General features: G+C 63.2%; 19 protein-coding genes. 7 read left to right on the top strand and 12 right to left on the bottom strand.

Annotation, left to right across the window (positions count from 1 at the left end; all coding sequences use genetic code 11):
- Window positions 1–36: 36 nt before the first annotated feature.
- The gene (locus IPM18_07095) at window positions 37–3,030 is read right to left on the bottom strand and encodes an HNH endonuclease (GenBank protein ID MBK9119357.1); all 2,994 of its coding nucleotides are present in this window, start codon (window positions 3,028–3,030) and stop codon (window positions 37–39) included.
- 52 nt (window positions 3,031–3,082) lie between these two features.
- Window positions 3,083–4,129: a hypothetical protein gene (locus tag IPM18_07090; GenBank protein MBK9119356.1), complete on the bottom strand. Its 1,047-nt coding sequence runs from the start codon at window positions 4,127–4,129 to the stop codon at window positions 3,083–3,085.
- Between the two features lie 384 nt (window positions 4,130–4,513).
- Between IPM18_07090 and argG the strand changes: the two genes are divergently transcribed.
- The 3 genes from argG to IPM18_07075 all read left to right on the top strand — a co-directional run bounded on the left by argG (window position 4,514) and on the right by IPM18_07075 (window position 8,128).
- Window positions 4,514–5,833, top strand: coding sequence for an argininosuccinate synthase (argG, locus tag IPM18_07085; GenBank protein ID MBK9119355.1), 1,320 nt, complete (start codon window positions 4,514–4,516; stop codon window positions 5,831–5,833).
- Window positions 5,834–5,915: 82 nt separating this feature from the next.
- Complete coding sequence (locus tag IPM18_07080; protein MBK9119354.1) at window positions 5,916–7,289, top strand: DUF5009 domain-containing protein; 1,374 nt, start codon at window positions 5,916–5,918, stop codon at window positions 7,287–7,289.
- Between the two features lie 14 nt (window positions 7,290–7,303).
- The gene (locus IPM18_07075; protein MBK9119353.1) at window positions 7,304–8,128 is read left to right on the top strand and encodes a polysaccharide deacetylase family protein; all 825 of its coding nucleotides are present in this window, start codon (window positions 7,304–7,306) and stop codon (window positions 8,126–8,128) included.
- Between the two features lie 4 nt (window positions 8,129–8,132).
- On the opposite strand, the gene IPM18_07070 is transcribed toward IPM18_07075, so the two are convergent.
- The 5 genes from IPM18_07070 to IPM18_07050 form a co-directional block, all read right to left on the bottom strand.
- Window positions 8,133–10,388 (bottom strand): hypothetical protein, encoded by a 2,256-nt coding sequence (locus tag IPM18_07070; protein ID MBK9119352.1) that lies wholly within the window; start codon window positions 10,386–10,388, stop codon window positions 8,133–8,135.
- Window positions 10,389–10,600: 212 nt separating this feature from the next.
- Window positions 10,601–11,371, bottom strand: coding sequence for a sigma-70 family RNA polymerase sigma factor (locus IPM18_07065; protein ID MBK9119351.1), 771 nt, complete (start codon window positions 11,369–11,371; stop codon window positions 10,601–10,603).
- Window positions 11,372–11,866: 495 nt separating this feature from the next.
- On the bottom strand, window positions 11,867–13,549 hold the full coding sequence (locus IPM18_07060) for a GH3 auxin-responsive promoter family protein (GenBank protein ID MBK9119350.1): 1,683 nt from the start codon (window positions 13,547–13,549) through the stop codon (window positions 11,867–11,869).
- Window positions 13,533–14,618 carry an alpha/beta fold hydrolase gene (locus tag IPM18_07055; GenBank protein MBK9119349.1) on the bottom strand — a complete coding sequence of 362 codons (1,086 nt, stop codon included), beginning with the start codon at window positions 14,616–14,618 and terminating at the stop codon, window positions 13,533–13,535. Before IPM18_07055 ends, IPM18_07060 begins: the two co-directional genes overlap by 17 nt.
- 189 nt (window positions 14,619–14,807) lie before the next feature.
- Window positions 14,808–16,736 (bottom strand): hypothetical protein, encoded by a 1,929-nt coding sequence (locus IPM18_07050; protein MBK9119348.1) that lies wholly within the window; start codon window positions 16,734–16,736, stop codon window positions 14,808–14,810.
- A gap of 216 nt (window positions 16,737–16,952) precedes the next feature.
- On the opposite strand from IPM18_07050, the gene IPM18_07045 reads away from it, so the two are divergent.
- Window positions 16,953–18,035 (top strand): hypothetical protein, encoded by a 1,083-nt coding sequence (locus tag IPM18_07045; GenBank protein ID MBK9119347.1) that lies wholly within the window; start codon window positions 16,953–16,955, stop codon window positions 18,033–18,035.
- Between the two features lie 99 nt (window positions 18,036–18,134).
- Here IPM18_07045 and ispF read toward each other — a convergent pair whose 3' ends face one another.
- A complete protein-coding gene (gene ispF, locus IPM18_07040) occupies window positions 18,135–18,653 on the bottom strand; it encodes a 2-C-methyl-D-erythritol 2,4-cyclodiphosphate synthase (GenBank protein MBK9119346.1) in 519 nt (172 codons plus the stop codon).
- A 69-nt stretch (window positions 18,654–18,722) separates the two neighbouring features.
- On the opposite strand from ispF, the gene IPM18_07035 reads away from it, so the two are divergent.
- Complete coding sequence (locus tag IPM18_07035; GenBank protein ID MBK9119345.1) at window positions 18,723–19,181, top strand: hypothetical protein; 459 nt, start codon at window positions 18,723–18,725, stop codon at window positions 19,179–19,181.
- A 222-nt stretch (window positions 19,182–19,403) separates the two neighbouring features.
- Window positions 19,404–21,464, top strand: coding sequence for a serine protein kinase (locus IPM18_07030; protein MBK9119344.1), 2,061 nt, complete (start codon window positions 19,404–19,406; stop codon window positions 21,462–21,464).
- Between the two features lie 129 nt (window positions 21,465–21,593).
- On the opposite strand, the gene IPM18_07025 is transcribed toward IPM18_07030, so the two are convergent.
- Entirely contained in the window at window positions 21,594–22,085 is a 492-nt protein-coding gene (locus tag IPM18_07025) for a hypothetical protein (protein ID MBK9119343.1), read from the bottom strand.
- A gap of 196 nt (window positions 22,086–22,281) precedes the next feature.
- Between IPM18_07025 and IPM18_07020 the strand changes: the two genes are divergently transcribed.
- Entirely contained in the window at window positions 22,282–22,818 is a 537-nt protein-coding gene (locus IPM18_07020; GenBank protein ID MBK9119342.1) for a methylated-DNA--[protein]-cysteine S-methyltransferase, read from the top strand.
- Between the two features lie 36 nt (window positions 22,819–22,854).
- Here IPM18_07020 and IPM18_07015 read toward each other — a convergent pair whose 3' ends face one another.
- From IPM18_07015 to IPM18_07005, 3 genes are all read right to left on the bottom strand, one after another.
- Window positions 22,855–23,436, bottom strand: coding sequence for an endonuclease V (locus tag IPM18_07015; protein MBK9119341.1), 582 nt, complete (start codon window positions 23,434–23,436; stop codon window positions 22,855–22,857).
- Window positions 23,437–23,516: 80 nt separating this feature from the next.
- Window positions 23,517–24,566 (bottom strand): aminotransferase class I/II-fold pyridoxal phosphate-dependent enzyme, encoded by a 1,050-nt coding sequence (locus tag IPM18_07010; GenBank protein ID MBK9119340.1) that lies wholly within the window; start codon window positions 24,564–24,566, stop codon window positions 23,517–23,519.
- The gene (locus IPM18_07005; protein MBK9119339.1) at window positions 24,550–25,488 is read right to left on the bottom strand and encodes a hypothetical protein; all 939 of its coding nucleotides are present in this window, start codon (window positions 25,486–25,488) and stop codon (window positions 24,550–24,552) included. Before IPM18_07005 ends, IPM18_07010 begins: the two co-directional genes overlap by 17 nt.
- Window positions 25,489–25,584: the final 96 nt, after the last annotated feature.

Raw genomic sequence — 25,584 nt, 5'->3', positions numbered from 1 at the left:
GGCGCCGGGATTATCGGCAGTCACACGCGCTTGGCTTCAGTCCCGGTTCAGAATCTGCACGTTCCCCAGCGGCGTTACCCGAACCTTCACCGCGTGGTTGTGGTCTGGTGGAGCAAGTGACTGGAGATCCGCAGGCGTTACAGCAAACTGGTTGCGTTTGGAGTCGGTAACTTTCCTACCCTCAGCGTCTTTACGTTCCGTCGCGGCACGTGCGTCCCAATGCGGTACCAGCACAATGCGATCAGAGCCTGATGCGCTCCGGTCGAGCTTGGCGACTACGAAGTAACCGACTTCGCCTGTTTGCTTGTGCTTCATGAAGAGCATCTCACCTTCGCAGAGACTCATCACGAATTGACCGCCCATGGCGTCGTCATAACGCCGGTCGACCAGCGGATGGGAGAGTTCAATTGCACGAATCTGAGATCTGAATTTCCTTCGGTCTGTTACGGACAGATTTCGAAGCTCGCACGATTTGGGGATGCCCGCATCCCGCAAAGCTTGCAACCGGGCGACATTGCGTTGTGAAGCTTCAAATGCAGAGACTACGGCACCGGACCACTTCCCCGTGGCGCTAACGCGAATTTCGATATGATGGTTGTTACCACCAACGTAGGCACGCAACGAGGAACAAGTTTCGTCCTTCACCATGTGCCCAGTCGTGTAATCCGGCCGCTTGCGAGCCACGACGACGGGATTACTCATGGTGCGCAACAGAATCACGGAACGAATGGGAACTCCTGATTTGTGGCAGAGGGGCCACTTCCTCTCATGACCTTGGTTCCTATTGTCTTCAAGAATCTTCTTCAATTGGTTAGGTGTGAAGTTGTCAGGATCGAGCTTGGCTTGTTCGAGACATTCCCGAAGTCGGGCGCGCAGGGCGCGATCTCGGATAATACCGCTCTTTTCCGGAGGCGGATCGACCAGCGCCGGACAGAAGCCGGCAGATGAAACTACGTCCCGTGCCCACTTGCGGGCCGTTCGCTCGTTAACGCCCTTCTCGCTCATTCGCCGGTTTGCGAGCCGTTTGATCGCCTCCTCTTCGGTCTCCGGCCGCGGCATACGCAAATGATCTGGCTTAAGCGCGAGCACACTCTTCCTCGCTGTGAATGTGCCCGTCAGCTTCCCTGTGCGGTCAAGGACAGGGCCGAATAGCGTTTCTTCGTGCAGAGCACCAATCAGCTTACGTTTCACTGGCCGGTGGCATACCGGTCTCTCGCTCTCATTGTTGCCGAAGACCGTCGTTCGAATGACCTCCCGCAGTTCCTCGCGGGACTTGAACGGCCTAGGCAGGTCGAGCGGACACAGGCGCCGATATTGATCCAACGCCTGCTCGTCCGCTGTATTGACCCCGTCTCGGTCGGCAGTTTTCTCGCGCTCTTCCCATGCGATCTGAACTTGGCGCGTACAGAGTGCGATGACAACGGCGTCGATCGCGTGGTGGCGGTGGTCTCCGCGATCCTTCTCCTTACGAGCATGCTCCTCGTTACTTCCAATTCCATGAGTGCGTTTGGAGTGAGGGTCAAAGAACAGCCCCCACTCACGACGCAAACGACTCGTCCAGATTCCGTCAGTCGCAAAGATTCTCCTAGCATTGTCAACCGACATGCTGCCCACACTGCGTTCCGGAAGCCCTTTTCCACCATAAAGGGCATCCGCAATATAGCTCATCATTTGGCGCGTCGCGTACTTCGTGGCGGCCTCCTGGCGAAACGTCATTTCCTGGATATCTTTAATGTCTTTCTTGAACTGCTCGATCTTGGTTACGTCATCCCTTTTTGTGAAGTAGCACAACCAGAGCGCAACTCCCGTCGTGCTCCTCAATTCGGAGTACCGGGGACGTTCGATATCCCGGTAAATTCCCTCAATCCACACCAATCCCTCATCGAGCCCGTTCGTGAGTGTGGACGCCCAGAACTCCCGCGGCGTCCGGCGACCCATGTCCCGATTGCATTTGGTATGGGCGAGTACGATGTTCGCGAGCCCGTTGTGTCCCCCGCTGCCACGAGGAATGATGTGCGCCACTTCGCAGTCATCACCAACAGATGCCTGGCGTGGCGTGAGCCCGGCCTTTCCGCAAAGGGGACATACGCCGCCCTGCTGAACACACAGGACTACTCGACTGAGTGCAGCGCGTTGCTGCGTTGATGTCTGGGCATCCAATCCGAACTCGTGGACGATCTCATTGCGTATGCGATTGCGAAGTCGGTTTCTGAAAAGAAGACGATCGGCATTCACCTTCCCCATGCGCGCCTCACGGGCAAGCTCGATGTACACCTCGTCGGGCCTCTGACGAAAAACCATCAGGTACTCGACCAAGTGTCGGCGCACCTCATGAATCGCTTTGCGTACCACCGGGTTGCTCACGAGCGGGGCAGGCGGCGGTTCAGCAAGCGGCTCGCCATTTTCGTCGCAGATGCTACGACCCTGCGCGTCTTTAAGCCAGTGCTTCTCCTGGCGAATGTAATAGCGATCGCTAGCCGTAGCCCCTTTCGCGCCCGTGGCGTAGCGGCGGCGCGTTGTGTCGTCCAATGGTTCGCCTGTCGTAACGTCCATAAAATCAGGGGCTTCCGCAATCAACATGCGAGCTTCGATCTGCGTCACCCAGCGATACCCTGTCTGGCTTCTCGGGTTCGGCCACGGCTCAGGTCGATCCATGACCTCGAGCAGATTCCGAACGGCACGGCGGCTCATGCTCAGTCGCTTGGCATCGGGTTTCGGGCGGCGTCTCCACGCCGCAACAAGTGCGTCTGCCTGGGAATGACTGAGGCCGGCCCAGTTCATTGCGCCCGCCGCAAGTCGCGTCGCGTCCTCCTCCTGAGCGGGGTCGAATTTTAGGATGGCGCGGTTCAGGCCTTCGCGTATCGTGTGCGGCATCAACGCCCACACATCTGACGTCACTACTCCATGGATGATCTCACGGCTGAACCAGTCCGTGTTGATTGTTCGCTCCTCGTCATTCTCAATGTTGAAGCGGAATTGGGCTGTCTTGGAGATCCGCCCCCAGCCCATTATATCTCGCAGGGCGGTCACGCTGACCGTCCGCTTGGGCCGGTCGGGCGGCGGCGCGGTATCGCCCTTTCTCTTACGGCCCTTCTCCGTTCCCAGCGGGCCGCTGAGATACGCCTTGATCTTCTCGCGCTCCTCGGGGAGTCAGTGGCCGCGCTTCCTTGCCGCGCTCGATGACCTTGAGGTTGTTCACCGTTTCGACGACAAGGTAGCGAGAAGCGTACATGTCCGCGTGCGGGACACATCTATCCTCCGGGTGTAGCACGCAACGTCCCAGTGTTCCGAGATCCCATGACTGACGACGTTGACCGAACAGAAGCCCTCTATGACGCCAGTGCATGTCACCAGATTCGTCGTCAAGCGCCTTTCGCAGGTCTGCCGTCAGGAGCTTCGCTGTTTCGCCACCGAGTTCACACTGGCGGTCCCACAACCGCGCGAACTCGTCACGAATCATCATTCGGTCAGCGCAGTGCTCGTAGGAGGCCGCCCTGTTCCGAACAGGTTTCCGCCACTCTCGTGGGCCGTTGCGCATGCCTGCCGGACGTTTGTCATCGGTGGTAATGGGCGTGACCCGTTCAGCGCGCACCATTGCGATGAACTCACCGAAGGTACGGGCATTCTTGCCAAGCATCTGCGTCCTTACTCTCCCAATGCCCTGCTTGACCTTCCCCTCGTCCCCCTCGTCGTTATCTGTCGACTCATCACCCAGTTCTCCTGCACTTATGTTCAGGCCGAGCGCCCCACGCCTCTGCGCGAGGTGCAGCAATGCACGGCCAAATTCAAATGGCGTCAGCGGGCTGTCGAGGCCCTTGCGCCGAAGCTCCCAGGGATCCGACTTCTCGAGTAATGCCCCGAACTTGGCCACGGTTATGGGTAGGAGGCCGGCTTCGATTAGCTTCAGTCGCAATAGCCGCTTACGTTCGGCCCGGCGAGCAAGCGTAATCCGCGCTCGTCGACACATGCGCCGTTTTGCATTTTTCGGATCGCCGCGCTTCTCGTCGGATTCTTCCACACCAGCAGGGAAGACCGAGATCCCAGTGACCACCCGACCGGTCTCACGGTCGATCCACGCTGAACCAACCGAATTTGAACCGATGTCAAATCCAAGAACATGCCGTTTCATCACTGTGACCCCTCTTGGCTTGATGGCCCCAAGTCTCAGGGTTATACTAGATACAGTGTAACCGACTCCGGCCCGCGATTTCACGCAACAAGAGAAATCGCAGGCACCGCCGAAAGGCGACCGCCGCAGCCCGCACAAACGGCCTGCGGCTTTTTTGTTGTTGGACTGTCAATATTGGATGACTTCGTGCACTACCCGTCCCACTGTGGCGGGCATATTGTGTGAAAGAATTGGTGTCTCTGGTTGGCCTAACAAGTTGTAAACAATCGACTTACGGGTTCGATGTCGGTGGCGACACGATCAACCCGGAGCTGACTGGCCCCGAAAACCGCACGACGCCGGTCGCGATCCGGCGCCGGCTCGCAACCTGTTTGGGAGACAAGCGTGAGCGGTAAGGCGAAGAAGTGTGTGCTGGCGTATTCCGGCGGTCTGGATACCTCGGCCATGGTGCCCTGGCTGGCCGAACAGGGCTACGAGATTCACTGCGTCCTCGTGGACGTCGGGCAGGAGGAAGACCTCGCCGGCCTGTGTGCCAAGGCCCTCCGGTTCGGCGCTGCTTCCGCGTGCGTCCGCGATGCGAAGCCGGCGATGTTCGAGTCGCTCCTTCCGCTGGCCATCGGCCTCGCGGCGACCTACGAAGGCACCTATCGCCTCGGAACCGCCCTGGCGCGGCCCTTCATCGCCGCCGAGCAGGTGCGACGCGCCCGTGAGCTCGGCGGGGCGACGCTGGTGCACGGCGCCACCGGCAAGGGCAACGACCAGATCCGGTTCGAGTTCGGCTATCGTTCACTCGCGCCCGAGTGTCCGATCCTCGCACCGTGGAAGTCGTGGCAGTTCGGCGGGCGGCTTGACCTCGTGAATTACCTGAAGAGCAAGGGCTACGACGACAATTTCGCCGTGCAGAAAGACTTCAGTCTGGACGAGAACCTCTGGCACCTCAGCATCGAAGGCGGCCCGCTCGAGCGCCCGGACGAATTCGTGCCCGTCGACCAGGTGCTCGCCGCGGTCGCCGGGACGTTTGCGTGGCAGAACCGCTACGGCCCGGGACCGGCGACCGTCGAAGTGACTTTCGCGGGAGGCGTGCCGGTGGCACTCCACGGCGCGCCGCTCGATCTCCCGGCCATCCTGGACCAGCTTAACCACCAGTATCGGCGTGCCAGTTGGGCCTGGGACCTGATCATCGAAAACCGCTTCACCGGTGTGAAATCACGCGGGTTGTATCTCAATCCGGCCGCGAAGCTGCTGCACCTGGCGGTCGACAATCTCGCGCGGACGTGTCTGAACAAGCCGTCCTACGATCAGTATGTCCGCCTCGGCGAGGCCTTCGGCACCGCGATTTATCGCGGCGAGTACTTCTCCGACCAGTGCCGGATCCTCGCGGCCGCCGGCCGGGCGGTGATGGCCCTGCTGAACGGCACCGTCACGATCCAGCTCGAGCCGACGCCGCATGTCGTCCGCATCGTGAACCCGGCGTCGATGTTCACAAACGAGATGGCCACCTTCGAGGCCAGCAGCTTTGACCACGCGGACGCCGGCGGATTCATCCGGCTGAGTTGGCTGTCCAACATCGGTAAGCCAGAGAGTATTCCGTCCCGGGTTGGCATCGTGGCAGCCAAGGATCGGCCGGCGGTCGATGTCGTCGCCCCTGATGGGGCTCGTGCCGTCGGGTGCAGCGCGGCCGCCCTCGAAACCGGGGCGCGCTGAACCGCAGCGCGCCACCATCCCTGCCGACCGCACGGCGGTCGCGCCTCCTCCGTACAGGGGGGCTCGGCTACACTGCGCCCTCATGGTTACCACGCCGCTTGTCGCCGCAACTGCGCCCCCCGCGTCCGAGCGGCTCGCCGCCCTGGACGCATTCCGTGGACTGACGATCGCCGGGATGATACTGGTCAACAATCCCGGCAGTTGGCGCCATATCTATGGACCGCTCGGGCACGCGCAGTGGCACGGCTGGACCCCGACCGACCTCGTCTTTCCCTTCTTTCTCTTCATAGTAGGCGTCGCCCTCACTTTCTCACTCCGCCGCCGCACCGCGGTTACTCCCGACCGAAGCGCTGTGTGGATGCAGATAGTGCGTCGCAGCGTTCTGATCTTCCTGCTCGGCCTGTTCATGGCGGCGTTTCCGGACTTCCGCCTGCTGAACAAGGTTCGCGCCGGCACGACCGAGGCGTCGTGGGTGCTCGTCGCACTTTCGCTTTTCCGCTTAGCGCTGCCCTACATTCTTGCGATCACGGGTATTGCCCTGGTCGCTTCCGCCGGTGCGCGCCAGGCAGCGCCGCACACAACCGCTGGCGGGGTGCGGCGCATCTCCGGCTGGGCGCTCATGGCACTGGCACTTGCCGCGTTCGTCTTCGACTTCGCTTACTTCCGGGAAACCGGTCTGCGGATTCCCGGTGTACTGCAGCGCATCGCGCTCTGCTACTTCTTTGCCGCGCTGGTGGTACTCCTCTGCAGTGTGCGCACCCAGGTCGTGCTCTCGGCTGGGTTACTGCTGGGATACTGGGGTGTGGTCACGTGGGTGCCGCCTCCGACTGGATTCACGGCTAAGGTGGAGGGAGCGGAGGGGCTTCTGCATGAATGGCTTGATTCACAATTTCTCGCCGGGCACCTCTATCGCGACCGGCCAGATCCCGAAGGGCTGCTCAGCACGCTCCCCGCGATCGTCACCGTGCTTTGCGGCGCGCTCACCGGCCGCTGGCTTCAGACCACGCGCGACACCACGTCCAAGCTCGTCGGCCTCTTCGTAGCGGCCAACCTGCTGCTGCTGGTCGGACTGTGGTGGGGTCTTTCATTCCCGATCAACAAGAAGATCTGGACCAGCTCCTATGTGCTGCTGACCGCGGGATTGGCGCTGCACTTTCTTGCGATGGGCATCTGGCTGGTGGACCTGCGCGGCCGGCGGGCGTGGACATGGCCGCTTGTAGTGTTCGGCAGCAACGCCATCGTGGTCTACGTCGCATCGAGCGTGGTCGCCAAGATCCTCGGCGGCGTACGGCTCGCCGACAACCAGACCAGTCTGAAGGCCTGGTTGTATGACCACTTCTTCGCAAGCTGGGCGGGGCCGCTGAACGGTTCACTGCTCTTCGCGGTCGCGTATGTCGCGGTGTGGTTGCTACCCATGATCGTGCTGTACCGCCGCCGGATCTTGATCAGGGTTTGAACATGAGCAGAGGGATGATCTTGGTTTCACAAGTGCGGATGTGTGGTGTGCTGCTCACACTGCTCGGTCCGCTGGGTGGCTGCGCGGCGCCGGCATTCCGCACGAAGCAGATTCCGGCCACGGTAAACTGGACCTTTGACCACGGCGCACCGGTCCGTGGTGACGTCACCGGGAAACAACTCGCGCTCGTCTTTACGGGTGGCCATTACGGCGAGGGAACGGCGTCCATTCTTGACACACTGCGGCAACACGCCGCACCAGCGGGGTTCTTCCTCACCGGTGACTACCTCGCCCAACCAGAGTACCGCGCGCTGGTGCCGCGCATGCTCCGGGAAGGGCACTATGTCGGCCCGCATTCGCACGCCCATCTGCTGTACTGCGCCTGGGAGGACCGGGCAAAGACGCTGGTGGAGGCGGCGGATTTTCGTGCCGATCTGTGCCGGAACATCGCGGATTTGCGCGCGTGTGGCGCGCTGCCTGCGGGTGAACCGATCTTCTTCATTCCACCCTACGAATGGTACAACTCGGACCAGGTGCGCTGGGCAAAGGACGCCGGCATCATCCTCTTCAACTTCACGCCCGGAAGTGGCTCCAATCGGGACTGGATTCCGGAAGATCACCCCCGCTTCGTGACATCAGCGCAGATTCTCGCCGACATTCTTGCCTACGAGCACCGCGACCCGCATGGTCTCAACGGATTCCTCCTGCTCCTGCACCTTGGATCACAGCGTGCGGACAAGCTGCATCCGCAACTCGATCCGCTGCTTGTCGAGCTGAAGCAGCGTGGGTACGAGTTCGTGCGGGTGGATCGGTTGCTGTCAGCGGCCGACGGCGGGTGACCCGTCACCGTCTCTCAAACACCAGTCGCTCCCAACCCTTTACCCGCTGCCGGCGCTGCCCATATCGGGCCGCCAACTGCCGTCCGTCCCACGTCACTTCGACTTCCTCCCCGCGCACCCGGCAATTGCGCAGCGCAAAATGCTTCAGTCCGAACTGCAGCGGTTCGATCACCAGGGCACCGTCCGCCTGTGGTCGCAGGCCCACGACGTAACGAATCACCAGGTCGATGAGATAGCTGTGCATATAGTCGTCGGTCGCACGAAAGAACGGTGCCTGCCCCGTCAGCGGGTTGTAGTATTCGTAACTCGTCGGCTTCAGCAGATCGCGGTCCACGAACAGCATATGGATCGTGCGCGTCAGGAACGCCGCCGCGTAGGGCTCCAGGGCCGGGTCGAGCGTCAGCGCAGCATGCGCCAACACCTCGGCGATGTGTGAATTGGTCATCAGCCACGTACGGCCGTTCCATGGACAGTTCATCCGCTTGCCGCGCCAGCGGCCGTAGGCGTCCGAGAGCTTTTCGTCCAGCGCGCTCGACGGTGCCGGCCACTCCGTCCAGAAGGCCTTCGGATTCAGCAGGTGGTCATAGATGGCCGGCAGATGGTGGATGCTCGCCAGGTCGCACAGAAACGGGTAGAAATCGGTCAGTGCGCGCGCCGGGCTGCGCCGCCCGGACTGCGCATGCACGTCGCAGAATTTCCGCCGCTGCGGGTCCCACATTTTCGCGCGGACCGCATCGAGCGTCACTGCCGCCCGCGCCTGCCAGTTCTCGGCTTCCTGCTGTGGACGACCGAGCTCCTGTGCCATCCAGGCGAGCGCCCGTTTGAGCAGATACACGTAGACGGTCGCATCGACCCCCTTCAGTCGGAACGTCCCCCATTCGTCCGCCCGGGCGTCGGCGAACAGGTAACGACTCATGTATTCCTGCCCGGTCTCCGCCTGCGAGCACACGTCATACAGCCCCGTACGCTCGGCGTCGCGCGTGCGGTCGAACCATTCCGCATGCGCAGCGAGTCCCTCGTAGCATGTGGCGAGGAAACTGCGATCGGGGTGCAGCTCGTAGACCAGGCGCGCTGCGCCGCCCCAGTCACAGTGGTACATGTGTTCGGTGCGCCAGTTCTCTTCCGCCCGTTCCGGCAGCAGTCCGCCACCGATGAAACCGTCCGCTCCGCGCGTCGTCAGGAAGTTGAGAATACAACCCTGCGCAAGTGTCGGATCGTGCAGCCAGCGCAAATCCTTCGGCAGGACCTGGCTGCTGTACGAGATGGCATGCCGGAACCAGCCCGGATTGATCCCCTCAAACACGCACGGTTGGGCGAGCGGAGCCCGGCCATGATCGATCGTGTTCAGCCGCAAACCGAACAGGCGATAATCGAAATACCGCTCGAGATACGGATCGGAGCACAGAAACTCCGGTGCTCCGGCGAAGTAGCCCTCCCAGCCGGGAACGCGCGCTCGGGCATGGCCACCGTCACGCGGAGCCACACGGCAGCCCCCACCCACTGAAACCGCCTTGCCCGGTCCAACCCGCACACGCCGGTGCAACGCGAGAAAAACGTGCCGTTTCAACGGCCGACCACCGTGCCGTTCATCGATGCCACCGAACCAGTGGCCGGTGTCGGGCAACTTGCCATCGAACAGCTCGTAAAACGGCGTGAGTCGCCAGTCGGGCTGGGTGCCGGAATACTCCGATGTCTGCACGCACCATGAAGTTGCGGCGGTCGCCTTACCCCGGCTGTCCTCCAGCGCCCATGACAAGGTGAGGTTGTGCCGCACACGGCCGTCCGCATCGTGCGTACTGTAGTGCCCGCGAATGCCCGCGACAGCCCCGCGGACATCCGCGAATCGCACTTCGCCGATGTCCGTGGCATCGACACGGGCCCACAGAATCACGTCCAGGGTGCGCGCGACCCGGCGCGTATTCCGCAACTCGAGCACACTCGCGAACGTATCGTCCGGCCGCACGCTCTTCCGCTCGGTGGCATTGATGCCGGCCGCGGTGAACTTCGTCGTAAGTACGTCGGGTTGCCAGTGTCGCGCACCGGCCACCCAGGGAAGTTCTTCCCCACCATCGAGCAGGGTCCACGTCAACAGGCCCTCGAGCTTGTGCTCGAGGTACGTGCCCGGATCCCAGAACCCCGGCTGGTGCAGGAAGAGCGGAAACTCCGGTGCCCAGAGAACACGCCGACCACCCCCAAGTGACCATTTGTGAGGCGTCGCAAGCTGCGCAAGACGATGGGAAGCGGCGGACACACGCGGCATGATGCGATCCCTTTGCATGGGTCGAGTGGCGCAGGCCGGCACGGGAACGTCCATCCGCACGGCCCCCGCGCTGCGCAGCATGGTATGCCGTTCCGTTGACACCGACCAGCCATTCAGCAAAACAGGGGACGTCGCCGAAGCGAACGTCCCCTGCAGGAGGAGGGAGGTAGAGATTCAATGTCGGTCACGGCGGCGAACGACCGGCGTGCGGGTCAGGCCACCAGGTCGCAGGCCGCGTCTGCAAAACGCGCCCGCAACTGCTCCACGATCTCCGCGTGCCGCTGGCACACACGTGACTCACTCACCCCCAGCACGGCGCCGATCGCCGCCATCGTCAGTTTCTCGTAGTAGTAAAGGGTCAGGATCAACCGATCCTGCTCCTTTAATCCGCGGGTGATGTAATCGCGAATCAGCTCGCGCTCGGTTTGATGACTGGGCCCCGGACTGGGATCGGCGGGCACGAGCGTGTTCATGCGACTGTCGTCGTTACGGTCGCTTGAGAATTCAAGTGGCACATTGTGTGACGCGGCCACCGTCTTACGCATGCGCAGGAACTTGGACAGCGACATGTCCATCCGCTGAGCCAACTCCACCGCCGTCGGAAGCCGGCCGCACTCGGCTTGGAAACGCTCTTCAGCATGATTCATGGTGCGTTCGAAATTCCGCCCCGAGCGCCCCAGGGGATCCACCTCGCGCTGCCAATCCCGAATCGCACCCACGATCCGCTGTCGGCAGTAGGTCTCGAACTTCACCCCGCGATCCTGGTCGAACGAGGACACCGCCGCGATCAGGCCATCGTAACCCGCGCTGGCAAGTTCGTCCGCGGTCACGCGCGGCCAGAGTCGCCGAGCCATGATCTCTGCGATCTTGTTGACGAGGGGGAGGTAATGCTCGATCAGCCGGTTGCGGGTGTCTACGGATCGAGTGCGTCGGAACGTGCTCCAAAGCGTGGCCACTCGTTCCTGCCGTGTCCCTGTTTTCATGAACGGTCCGCTCCTGCCTCTGTGCCGGATCTCCGACTCCACCAAATCTCGCAGCGTCACGGATGGAAGTGCGATGTGCCGCCGCCGCGAGGACTCCTCTCTCTGTTCAGTCGCTGTGCCTTATCGAACCGTGTACTTCCACATCTTAAAGCATTTCCAGAGCGTGACCGCGCACGTTTCTTATCTATTTTAACATTCTTGACCCCTTTTTCGGTAAATAGAGAAAACGCAAGGGGTTAAGCCCACCAAAAATTCGTGCAGAACCTGTCAATTCCGCCGGGGCAGGCACCACTGCATGGGTTTCAGGACGCGTAAAAACCGCCCCTGACGCCCCAAAAAAACCGCAGTGAAACGGTTCTGTATCCGCCCCCACCACCCGCTCTCCCGCCGACAGGCCTGTCAATTGCCGATTCGCAATCAGGACCCGCGCGCTGTTAATTTGGGTAATTTACACCCCACCTACTCCGCACGCCAGAAACGGGGCGCTCGAGCACCTCACGGACCGCCGGTTTCCCCGCCGAGCTCACTCGGCGACAAGCACAGCAGTGCTTCCAACTGACCTGGCTCGGTCAACAGGCACGGGCGCTTGTACTGTTCGGCCGTACCGCGGCGCGCGGCCGCCAGCCGCCGATCCATCGCTGCGATCGCATCACACGGAATGTGATGGGCAATCACCGGCCCCAAGCGACGCGACCCGCGCCGTGAGTCGTATTCTCCGTTCTGTTGTCGCAGGGCAGTGTCCACCGCGTCTGTGAGCCCCGCGACCGGCGATCGCGCCGCATATAGCTCGTAGTACGGGGGATCGGCCCACGCCGGCGCCAGGACAAAGTCGAAACTTGGCAGCCCGAGCGCTGCACACGCTGCACGTACAGCGGCCACAACCTGGTTCTCCGTGAGTTTCTCGCCCGCCACCGACGCCACCCGTCCTGCGCGGTACATGAACTCCACCCGCGGCGTGCGGCCGTCCCATCCCCGCACCTTGACCACATCGTCGAGCCGGTAGCGCGCTAAGCCCGTCGTATTCGTCAGCACGACGATATAGTCCTGCCCAACTTCCAACTCGTGCGCCGCCAGTGTGCGCGGCTCTTCCGTGGCGGCTTCTTCGCACGGGATAAATTCGAATGCCGCCGCCGTCACATCCAGCACCCCGGACGATTCCCCATCCGCGAGAGGAATGCTGACGCGCCCCTCGCTCGCCAGCAAACCGATATCCCGCACCGGTACCCCACCCCACCACTCACCGAGCCGTTCCAGGTAATGTCCCATGCTTCCACCCGTCCAGCAGGCGAGGAAGCTCAACCGCCAGTAGTCCCGCGGGCGCAGTGCGCCGTGCGCGGCACACCACCGCTCCAACTCCCGGGCGCGCTCGGGCTGTGGACGCACGCCTGCAAGTAGCGTAGCACGCAGCTCTGATCCTGCATCCACCCACTCCGCGAGCGTGCCGTCATGCACGTCACGGATCAGCGCAGCGCGGTGCTCGTTTGCAACGCGCGCCATCTCGATCAGTGTGCCGGGACTCGCGGTGATGGCCCAGGCGACATCCCGCACGATGGCCAGCCGCATCAGTGCGTAGTACCGCTGCTGCGCCCCCCGCAAGTAGGCAACTTCCGGCCGCCCGACATAGAGCCGCCGCACGAAGCGCTTCTGCATCTTCGCGAGCAGCCCCGTGATCGCCCCAATCGGAATACCGGTGGCCGTGTGCTCCTCGTCGTATCGGCCGGTCGAAGGGAGAATCGCGCGAAGAATCGCGTCATGATGGTCATCCAGGACCTTGAGCCCGAAGGTGTTCCAGCCGCGGCGATAGTCCTTCACGAAGGACCGCGTCACGGGGATGCGTTTGGGCAGTGCGGTCGTCCCGCTGCTCGTGGCGAACATGAGGATCGGCTCACGCCGTGCGAACAGCGCGGTATGCTCCCCTGCGCAAACTCGTTCGATATAAGGCCGATACTGCTCGTAGTTTCGTATGGGCAGCGCGCGCCGCAGATCAGCGAGGTTCCGCACCCGGTGCAGCGCATGCTCACGCGCAAACGCGCTTCCACGCGTAACATGCAGCGCGCGGCGGAGGGCCTGCTGCTGCTCGTAGACGGGCCGCTCAAGGGCCCGGCGAAAGCGCCGATAAACCCAGGTGGCATGGGTTCCGGCGATCTCCTTCGCTAAATACTCAAAGAGACTCGGCATCGGCGAATGCGGGCTGCGAGGCCATGGGGGGGGCGACCTCCGGTCTTGCCTCGGCGACCGGTGCCACACCCGCGGGCATCAGGTAGCGGTCATAAAAGTTCAAAGTCAGGGCGTGATACCGATCACGGTGAACGATCACGGCCTGATTGTGCCGTGCGCCGGCCGCAATCCAGAGCGCCTTCGGCTGCGGCGCCAGGGCGTAGAGCCGGCGACTCTGCTCAACCGGGAGGTACGAGTCCTTCTCTCCATGGATGAATAGAATGGCCCGCGGCGTCATCCGCCGCAGCGCCTTATGCACAGACGGGAAACGGCACTTGAATTCCCGCCGTGCAAAATGGAACATCGCCCACCGCAGGAATCGCCAGAACACCGGCGGGTGATTCTCGTACATGAATCGGATGCGTGCGAAGATATAGGCCCAGCGCCGCATGAAATACTCGACCGTGCTGTCGGTGCTGAATCCGCCGTCCGACACAATGACCCGCGCCTGCGGGTTGTCCGCCGCCAACAGAATCGCTGCACAGGCCCCACGCGAGATTCCGAACAGCCCGTATTCGACCGGATAATGGTGGGCCAGCAGCCATTGTTCCACATATGCGGCCGCCCCCCGCATGTCGTTCATATCGTGGTCGGTGATCCACTGCCGCGGGGTGTAGTCCGGCTCGCATTCACTCTGTCCGTGCCCGCGAAAATCGAACGTGAAAATGTCATAACCATGCTCGTGCAGCCCGCGGCAGTACCGTGCCCAGGAGTACATGTCTGCACAGAACTCGTGCACGAAGATGATCATGCCACGGCGCGGCACATGGACGGGAGCACGCAACAGCATCCCTTGCAGGGGGAGGCCATCCAGCGCTGGAAAGAACACCGGTTCCCCCAGGATACGGTCGAAATCGAGCGGCGCCCGTGACAGCGGCGGCTTCGTAGTCCGCATGATGTTCAGCGAGATGCGCACGTAGTTCATCAGTACGCACGCCGACACCACAACCAGCGTCAGGATCGTGACCGCAATGGCCACCAAGGCCCAATTCCGCGCAAGCGCATCGAGAATGGACCAAGCCAGGAGCATCCTGTGGCTCTCCGCGTCAGCCAACGACCGAGTGGTGCCCAGTGGGCCACGCCGAGCCCTTCGGCCGCAAAGCTCGGCACCCGCTCTTAACCGGACGCATGGTATCGCGGACCCTGGCGATGGTCCAACGTTGGGGGCGTCCGATCAGGTCAATCGCTCAAGTCGGCACGGCTTCGCGGCGAAGCACTCTTATTCCGAAAAGGGATCGATACGCGCTCGCAGAGCCCCGTGTTCATCCAGGCACCCGGCCAATTGTGCCAGCTCGCCGCGTACCGGCGTACCGTCGAGTCGGACATCCTCGAGCTGGTTCCAGGCGATCTGCGGCATCATCATCCCGTAGCTGTAAATCAGGTCACTCTCCGGCGTGTCATCACTCCGGCCAGTCTCGGCGTTGTAATTCTCTCGCAGGTAGCCATGCTCCAGCCATTCCTGGCGAAATGTCTCGATGCAGCCGCGCGCCAACTCCGCGGCCGCGACCTCCTCGCCACACTCCCGCAGCGCGGCATGCACGAGGTAGGTCTGTCCCGGCCACACCCGCCCGCGGACGTAGTACTGCTCCGGGTACGCCGCGTCGTCCCGCGGCGTAACCGGCATGACGTAGCGTCCACCGAAGCGCCGTGGATTACGCAGGTGCTCGTCGATGGCGCGCCGCCGGCATGCCGCCGGTGTGGTCGGCAGGAACAGCGGATAGAAGCAGCAGGGCGATGCCCGCAGGTTCCACGTCCCATCCCAGTCCCGCGACAACCACAGTCCAAGCGCATCATTCCAGAGGTGTTCGTGAATCAGTCGTCCGATTTTCTCGCTGTACGCGCGGTAGCCGGCGGCATCCCGCGATCGGCCCAATACCTCCGCCATGTATGACAGGCACAGCGCATCCAGCGCATGCAGTGCGGACAGCCCTACATCGGTCTGTTCCTGCGTGTTCGTTGTCGCGTTGAAACGAACCCCATCCCACATCGGATGATTGTCCATGCCGGTCTCGTAGCGGCTGGCCCAATACGTATGCGCCTGCCACTGGGGATGCGGTGGCGGCACCGGGTTGCTGCCCCATTCGAGCAGTCCGTCGCCGTTGCCGTCCCGGTTCCGTCGCCACCAGTGGTGGTAGGCGCAGAGCCGGTCGTAATACCGCTCCACGAAGCTGCGATCATCGGTGAGCCGGTACGCCTTCAGCAGACCCAAGCTGGCATCCGGCGGCATACCGCGATCCCCACTGATCCCCAGCGCGCTGGCGATGCCCGGCACGAGTCCTGCCGGCGTCTGGACGGCCAGTTGTGGCCCGGCCACTACGTGAGCCAACTCGGGATCGAAACGCGCGGCCATCGGTACCAGCAGGAACTGATCCCAGTTAAACAGCACCCATTCGCCGTAGTTGCCGTGGACACACCAATCCCGGCTGCATACCACCACGGGTTCCCTGCGGTCGGACGTCCAGATCACATTCCACCCCAGGCCACGCGGCACCGCATCATAAAACCAACGTAACGTGTCGGGCACGTAACGCAAACGTCCCAATTCCGCATCCCGCGCCTGCGCAAACAGGGCGGCTGCCTCTTGTTCTTCGTTCGCCAGCGGGGCATCCGCCGGTGCCACGCTACGCGGATGGACATCCCGTTCCTCAAGCCGGCCGATTTCGGAAACCGGCTCGATCAGGGCGTAAAACGGCCGTGCCAACGGTCCCAGGAGCGTCGTTCCGCTGCGCTGCGTGGAAGGCGAGAGCGGTGTGATGCGCCAAGTCCGCGCACGTTGCGCCAGCACTTCGTGCTCACGCGACACGATCCGCGCACCTGCGGTTTGCGCCATGGTTTCCAAGTGGATTTGCATGCCTTCCGCGGCTGCCGGATTCAAACAGCGCACCCGCAGGTAAGTCCGCTCTCCGACCGCCGCCGCCTCGAACGACCAGCGGACGTCCAGGAAGCGGAGCGTGATCTGCGCGTATTGTCCATGGAACGCATTCGGCCCGAGCCGCGCGAGTGCCGGCCAGCGGAACTCGGTTTGATAGACGCTCCGCAGCGGATCCGAAAGGGCCACGCGGACGAGCAGATCTTCCGGCCCGTTGACGACAGCGGGCAGTGTGGTGCGTTCCCAGCAGCGCCAGGGGTTTACATGCTCCCATGCCATAAACAACTCCTCTGTGGCGGTAGGCCCGACATCGTACCCGCCTCCCCTTTCGCGGACACAGCCCGGTCGCTCCAGTCCATCTGCCCCTTTCCTCGGAACGAAATTCGATGGACTCCCGTCCGAGGATACTGGTATATTGCAAGTACGGGCTTCGTGCGACAGACGCGGGCACTTCTCGCTCGCATACTGCTCATCACATCTCAGGAGGAAGACAGAATGAACCTGCGCATTATCCTTTCCGCATGGGTTGCCCTCATCACCTTGCCGCTGACCGCCAGCGCACAGTACGTGATGATGCCCGACTCGACTAACAGCCGCATCGTCCTGTTCGATCCCTTCGACGGTGCTCTCGTCGACGGCGACTTCTTCGCCCTGCAAGGCGGAACACCGGTTCACGCGATGCAGGTTGGCAATGAGATCTGGGTCTCGGAGCAGGTCGGCGACCGCATTTCCCGCTGGGATCTGCGCGGTGTCCCGCTCGGCCAGATCGGCGGTCAATTCCCCGGAGGCGGACTCGACAATGTCCGCGGCATGGGCCTGATTCGCAATGTCGTCTATGTCACGAACTCGGGTACGCAGAACGGTGCCCCCGGCAACGCCGTGGTCAGTTACGATCTCGCCGGCAATTATCTCGGCGCATTCTCCACCGTCGGTCTCGCACCGAGCCCCTTCGGCGTACTCGAACATCAGGGCGCCATGCTCGTGTCGTCTTCCAGTGCCAACGACGACATTCATCGTTTCGCACTTACGGGAGAACCGCTCGGCACCTTTCACAACAGCACGGCGCTCAATTTCGTCGAGCAGATGACCTATGCGACCAACGGCGACATTCTTGCTGCGTGCTTCTCTTCGAACAACGTCGCGCGGCTGGATGCCAACAGCGGCGCGCTCTTGTCCTCGTTTTCCGCCTCTGGCGCGCGCGGTGTCTACCAACTCGGCAACGGTAACATCATGTGGACAAACGGTTCCGGTGCGCACGTCTATGACGTGAACGCCGGAGCGAGCGCGCTGATCTACTCGGGCGGTGGCCGCTATCTCGATTTCCTGCAGGTGGCGCCGCCGATTTGCCCCGGCGACGCGAATGGTGACGGCGTGGTGAACTTCGCGGATATCTCGCCGTTCATCGCCGCCCTCAAGGCCGGCAGTGCAACAAACTGGACTTGTGACCTGGGCGCGGGGCAGGGGCCCTACCTCAACAGTGACGCAAATGGCGACGGGGCGGTGAACTTCGCGGACATTTCGCCGTTCATCGCATTGCTCAAGGATCCGCCGCCGCCCTGTGTCAGTGTTTGCCCGTAAGCACTACCCCTGGGGGTAGCACGACGTCCCGACGGCGCGGCATCCGATGCACCGCCGTCGGGACGCGTCGTCCCCCCCGTAGATCTCATGTCTCACCGTTCAGGCGCTTGGAGCCACAGCGGTCTGGCATCTCACGACCAGCACGGTTGCCCAGCACGCCAACGCCTCCCCGCGTCCGATCGCGTCCAGCCCCTCGTTCGTCGTTGCCTTCACCCCTACCTGCTCCACCGCCACCCCCAGCAAACCCGCCACCTGGGCCCGGATCGCGAGTTTGTGCGGACCCAGCTTCGGCCGCTGCGCGTGAATCACCATGTCCGCATTACCCACCTCGTACCCGCTCGCCCGCACGGCCCCCAGGGCATGCTCCAGAAATCTCCGGCTGTCGGCTCCCCGCCACTGCGGATCCGTGTCCGGAAAGTAGTCACCGATATCCGGCAGTCCCACTCCGCCCAGCAGCGCATCCGTCAACGCATGCAGTACCACATCCGCATCGCTATGGCCCAGCAGCCCCACATCAGAGGGGATCGTGATCGCTCCCAGGATCAAGGGGCGGCCGGGCACCAGCCGGTGCAGGTCGTAGCCGATGCCGATGCGAAAGGGCGGGGGGGGAGTGGCCATCGTATTCCTCCGGTGCGGGTACCGGCTTGTGGGTGCCGGCTTGTTCAAATGTCTATAATCGCAGAAGTGATGTGGCGGCGAAAGCGGGCGCTCACGCTCGCGGAATACCGGGCGGCTCTCGAACGCGAAGGCGAGATCGCGATCGGTGCCTACGCCCGGGCGCAGCGCCGCCAGCGCATTCTCATGGGGTTGTTCGGCCTGCTGCTGCTCGCTGGGGCGGTCTTCATTCTCGTCATGTTGTGGCCGAGGTCCGACGCCGGCACACGCGACCTGGTGCCCGTTGTCGTGGATTGCGCGGCCGAGGGCTGCGACTTTCGCGGTGTCGTGCAGGTGCGCGCGGATGGGGAGTTTCCCGTGCCGTGTCCCGCCTGTGGACAGCGCTCCGGCTACAAAATGTGGCACTGCCGCGAAGGGGGCTGCGGAGCGATCTTCGTGCCGAAGGCGGGGAACGGTGAGATCCGCTGCCCGCGCTGCGGCAGCCGGCGCGTCGGCACCGCCACCGAGATACCGTCCCCGCCGGCAGAGTGATGAACTCGGTCGCAAGGTGCAGGGCGCTCCGGTCGATAATGGAAGGCGTCGCGCCCTCGGGATGGCCGATTGACTCGGACCGTGGGCGTTCATAGCATCAGGTCGCCCGTGGCGCTACCGGGCCGGCGGGCCGCTGGCAGCGGTTGCGGGGCGGTTTGGATGCAGAGCCCGAAGACCCCTCGTTCCGCCTCCGCGGCGGGGCGGGCTTGCGGAGACCAGCCGATGTCGTCGATCGACGAAATCCTGTCCGTAATCGACCGCCACCTCGACACCCAGCGCTTCAAGCAGCAGCACTGGGAAGGCGGCTTCTCCAACTACCTTGAAATGGTGATGCAGACGCCGCGGGTGGCCCGCAACGCCTTTCAGCGTGTTTTCGACATGGTTCTGCATTTCGGCACGGAGCGCTACCGCTACCTCAAACAGGACTACGTCCACTACAAGTTCTTCGACGACCCCTTCGACAACGGCAAGGACGCCATTTTCGGGCTCGACGCCGCGCTCATGCGCCTGGTGGATTTCTTCAAATCCGCCGCCCAGGGCTACGGAACCGACCGCCGCATTCTGCTCCTGCATGGCCCCGTCGGTTCGAGCAAGAGCACCATCGCCCGGCTTTTGAAAAAGGGCCTCGAGGTCTACTCCCGCATGGACGAGGGGGCGCTCTACACCTACTCGTGGAAGCTGACCAACGAGGAGGGCGAGGAGGAGCTGCACCCGTGCCCGATGCACGAGGAACCGCTCAAGCTCATTCCACGCGAACCGCGCAAGGAGATCCTCGCACGCCTCAACGCCGACCTGCCCGAAGACAAGCAGATTCGCGTGGATGGCGACCTCGACCCCTTCTGCCGCCGCACTTTTGAAGATCTGCTGCTGCGCTATGACGGCAACTGGCGCAAGGTACTCGACCACGTCGTGGTCCGTCGCCTGATCCTGTCCGAGAAGGATCGCGTCGGCATCGGCACTTTCCAGCCGAAAGATGAAAAGAACCAGGATTCCACCGAGCTCACCGGCGACATCAACTATCGCAAGATCGCCCAGTACGGCTCCGACTCCGACCCGCGCGCCTTCAACTTCGACGGCGAACTGAACATCGCCAACCGCGGCGTGTGCGAGTTCATCGAAGTGCTCAAGCTCGACGTCGCCTTCCTGTACGATTTGCTCGGCGCGTCGCAGGAACACACCATCAAGCCCAAGAAATTCGCCCAGACGGACATCGACGAGGTCATCCTCGGCCACACCAACGAGCCGGAATACAAGAAGCTCCAGAGCAACGAGCTGATGGAGGCCTTCCGCGACCGTACCATCAAGATCGACGTGCCGTACAACTGCCGGCTGAGCGACGAGATCAAGATTTACGAGAAGGATTTCTCCAAGGAGAAAGTCCGCGGTATCCATATCGCGCCGCACACCATCGAGGTGGCCGCCATGTGGGCCGTCCTGACGCGCCTGGAAGATCCCAAGAAGGCCGGCCTGACACTGCTGCAAAAGCTCAAGCTCTACGACGGCAAGAGCATTCCCGGCTACACCGAGGACTCGGTCAAGGAGCTGAAAGAGGAGGCCCGTCGCGAGGGCATGCAGGGCATCAGTCCACGCTACATCCAGGACAAGATCTCCAACGCCCTCGTCGGTGAGCAGGCCCAGGTCGACCGCTGCATTAACCCGTTCATGGTGATGAATGAACTCGAGAGCGGCCTGAGCCACCACTCTCTCATCACCGACGAAGAACAGAAGAAACGCTACAAGGAGCTGCTGAGCGTCGTCCGCGAAGAGTACGAGGACACGCTCAAGGCGGAAGTGCAGCGGGCGATCAGCGCAGACGAGGACGCCATCCAGCGGCTCTGCACGAACTACATCGAGAATGTCCGGGCCTACACCCAGCACGAGAAGGTGCGCAACAAGTACACCGGCCGCGACGAGGAACCGGACGAGCGCCTGATGCGGTCAATCGAGGAAAAAATCGACATCCCCGACAGCCGCAAGGACGATTTCCGCCAGGAGATCATGAACTATATCGGGGCGCTGGCGCTCGACGGAAAGAAGTTCGAGTACAACACGAACGCGCGGTTGTACAAGGCGCTCGAGCTGAAGCTCTTCGAGGACTCGCGCGACACGATCAAGCTGAAGAACGTGGTGAGCGGCGTGATCGATGACGAGACGCAGGCCAAGATCGACGTCGTGAAGCAGCGGCTGATCAAGTTCTTCGGCTACAATGAGACCAGCGCAACGGATGTACTGAACTACGTCGCGAGCATCTTCGCGCGCGGCGATACGAAGCGCGAGGACTGATCTACCGCCGCCGCTCGCGAGAACAACGGCAATTCCCCCCGGCGCGCCGTGCCTGGGCGTGTCCCACTGCGCGCTGCGCAGCCCCATACCACCGGCCGGTCAACGCCGCAGAGCCGAGGTTACAGCACGCTAGCCACGCCCCCCGAGGGGACGCACGACCACCGCATCCCCTGTCGCCACCCACTTGCCGGCCGGGGTCTGCTGCGTCTGCAGGTTGATGATCGCGTTCGCGCCCTTTCCGGCAGCCAACGCCTTCGCATGTTCCACCGCGCCTGCCGATGAGGGCTGTCCCTCCGAGAATACGGCTTCGACCTGCCGCAGGACCGTAAATCCGGTGATTCGCCCCGTTGAACTCGTGGCCAGAATTTTCGTGGCCGCCCGCAGGATTTCCTCGCGCTGCTCTTGCAGCACGGCATAGCTCGCACGCAACTGCGTATGCAGCCGCGCCGCCTGACGGGCCTGCCGCCAACGCGACCACCACGCCATCAGCAGTACGAAAACCAGCAGGACGACCGCCGCGATTACGATCAGCCGCACCGTTGGATCTTCCAGCAGGGGCGGCCACCAGCCCTCCGGCGGCACGAACGATGGTGTCGGGAGCGCGGCCGGCAGCTCGCGCATACGAATTCACCTCCGGACGGGTGCACAACAGGTGCTTGGCAGCACCACACCCGCAGCGATACCGTGGGTGCCTCTGGAAGTCACGCCAACGCGACCCAGTATAGCCGCAGGCAGCTCCCCATTGCTCCCTGCACCGCACATGCTATACTCTGCCCGGGTCCGAACACTTTGCGAACTTCCACCGGAGGACGGCCTCGTGCCTGCTTCACCCCAGCACCGCTTTCGCATCGTCGAGACTTCAGCCGGCCCCGCGGCGTTCGTGACGACGTCCGCCGGGGTGTGCCGCGTCTATTTACCGGCTGGCCCCGGCGATGTCCTGCGCGCGACCGTGTCGCGTGACTATGCCGCCGCGAGTGCGTGTGCCACACTGCTCCCGGAATTCGCCGCAGCGCTCAGGGCCTATTTCGCGGGTGATTTCGTGGAGTTTGAAGTCGCGTTGGACTACACCACGGCACCGCCATTCCATCGTCGCGTGTGGGAAGCCTGCCGCACCGTGCCATACGGTCAGACCACCACGTACCGTGAACTGGCGGTGCGCGTCGGCGTCCCCGGGGCGGCCCGCGCCGTGGGGAACGCCATGCGGACCAATCGCTTTCCACCGGTTGTCCCCTGCCACCGAGTGCTGCGCAGCGATGGCGGTCTGGGTGGTTTCTCCGGTGGCGACGGCGTTCCCTTCAAGCAGCGGCTGCTCGAAATGGAGCGCGCGGGGGTAACGGAACTCGTCCCGGTCTAGGCCAATCTTGGATGCTGCCAGAAGTGCAGGCGGTAATCACCGGCTGTGCGTGACGAGCGCATGTGCCGCGCGCGCCGGCTCGGGCAGTCGATAGCGCCCGAGCGCCGCCAGGGTCAGATCGACCGCGCCCGCCACGTCGCAAAGATGTCCCGGGCTTACATAAAGCGGCTTCACCTTCACCCGAGTGCGCAGAACCGTGCCCACTTCCTCGCCTCCCAGCCAGAGTGGCGTACGCGCGCCGCGCACCGGCCCGGGTTCGGCATGTGCGCCGCACAGGCGCGACTTCGCCACGCCCACGGTGGGTACCTGTAACCATAAACCAAGGTGGCAAGCCAGTCCGCAACGCTGCGGGTGCGCCCGCCCGTGCCCATCACACAGCACGACATCCGGTGTGCCCTGCAATTGCCGGAAGGCCGCTAATACCGTTGGCAGCTCGCGAAAACTCAGCAGACCCGGCACATACGGAAACTCGACAGGCCCCCGCGCGACACGCTGTTCCACCACCGCATGCGTGCAGGTATCCCAGAGTACGACTCCGGCCACAGCCACACGGCCTGCACGTGTGAACGCCACATCCGCTGCCGCCAGCCAGCGCACCTGCACGGGCAGCGGACACATCTCCACGGCCGCCGCCAACTCGATTTGCAAGGCACGCGCGGCCACCGGGTTGCGCGGCCAGCGATGCAGCCGCGCAAATTTCACGCCGCACGCACCGTACGGCACAGTTCCGCAAACACGCCGATCGCCTGCTCGATCTGGGCGGTGGACACGTCGAGGTGTGTGACGGCGCGCAGGGTGTGCGGCCCCGTCGGCAGGAGCCAGACCCCGCGCTCCTTCAGCTTCATCGCAAACTCCGGCGCGGAACCGAGCGCCGGAGCGATGCCGAAGATCACGATGTTCGTTTCCACGCGCCGCACGTCGAGTTCGATTCCCGGAAGTGCCGCGAGCGCACCCGCGAGTCGGCGGGCGCGCGCATGATCTTCCGCTAAACGCTCGACATGGTGGTCCAGGGCGTACAGTGCCGCCGCCGCCAACAGCCCGGCCTGCCGCATCGCGCCGCCGAACATCTTGCGGAAGCGCTGACAGCGCTCGATCACCGCAGCCGGACCGGCAATAACCGATCCCACCGGTGCTCCCAACCCCTTGCTGAAGCACATGGACACGGTGTCAACCGCCTGCGTGTAAGCCGCCGGAGCGACCCCGGTGGCCACACAGGCATTCATCAACCGAGCGCCATCCATGTGCACATGCAGATTGTGCCGCCGTGCCGCCGCCGCCACTTCCGCCACCTGCGGCACCGGCCAAATACTGCCACCGCCGCGGTTGTTCGTATTCTCGATGATGACCATGCGTGAACGCGGAAAATGCGCCGAAACGGCCCGCACCAACGGCTCAACGTCGGCCGCACCGAAAAGGCCGCGCTCCGTGCGAATCAGGCGCGTTCCGACGCCGGAGAGCGCCGCGGGACCGCCGGTCTCGTAGTTGTAGCTGTGGGTGGTCTCGTCGATGATCAACTCATCGCCGGGTTCGCACACGGCGCGAATCGCGACCTGGTTCGCCATCGTTCCGGACGGCACGTACAGCGCTGCTTCCTTGCCGAGCAAGTCCGCGGCGCGGGCCTGCAAGCGCAGGACCGTCGGGTCATCGCCCAGCACATCGTCCCCCACTTCAGCGTTGGCGATCACCGCCCGCATCTCGGGCGACGGGCGTGTCACCGTATCGCTGCGCAGATCAACTACGGTTGTCATGTTCGCTCCGCCAGCGCTGCACCGCCCGTTCCACCGCCTGGTTCAGACGATCCAGCTCCTGGGCCCGCACACGCTCGTTGGCATTATCGAAAAAGCGTTCGGGTTTCGGCTGCGGCAGCTTCACAATGCGGGTCACCGCCCGGTACATTCCGTACTGAAATGTGGCGGGGTTCTGCAAGTCGGGCAGCATCATCTCGGCCGCCAGCGGGTTGCTGCGCTCCAGCGCCGTCAGCGCGCCGGCCTCACCGGCCTTCGCCAATTCAATCAATTTCACCATCGCCGGCCGCGTTGAAAGTGCCCCCAACGCACTCAGCACTTCCGAACGCACCGCCGCGTCCAGACCCTCGCGCTCCAGCATGGCCAGCAGGTCGCGGTCTGCGAAGGTAATCTCGAATTGCAGGATCGTGGCAATCGCCGCCCTTAACTCCACCGGGGTGGCCGCTTCGTTCTGCAACACGGGCTGCAGTTCGGCACGGTACATCCGGTTGCGATATTCCTCGAACGTCAACTCGAGCTTGCGGTACAGGGCCTCCGCCTCCGCGACGCCATTGGCGCCGAGATCGCCCAGCTTGGATCCGTCCGGCGCCACGAAACTCATCATCATGTTCGCGCTCTCGGGCAGATGAAAATCGCCCAGCACATCCCGATTGGCGCTGCGCGACAGGCGCAACGGGATGAAGCGTTGCGCTGCCTGCAAGACACGCGGGTCGGCCAGGGCACGCCGCTGTCCGCGCTCCAACCGGTCATCTCGGTCCGAAGTCGAACCAAGCACGTAGACCATCAGCGGCAGTTTCGCCCGCTGCGCCTCGGAAACAGCCTGTCGAGGATCCGTCCGCCACTGAATCTGCCGTTGCTGCGCGAGGACCGTCTGACCCGCGAGCGCGACGAGTACCCATGCTGCGACCGCCTGCCAACGATTCACGCCATGACCTCCTGGAAACCCCGATGCACCGGCACCGGACCCCCCAACCACGCCCCGCATGCGACCACAAGCGTACGTCGATTGTGGCCCGCGGAC

Source organism: Phycisphaerales bacterium (assembly GCA_016716475.1).
Classification (GTDB): Bacteria; Planctomycetota; Phycisphaerae; order UBA1845; family Fen-1342; genus JADJWG01.
The sequence above is the reverse complement of the archived record's forward strand: the minus strand, read 5'-3'. Positions and strand labels throughout refer to the sequence as shown.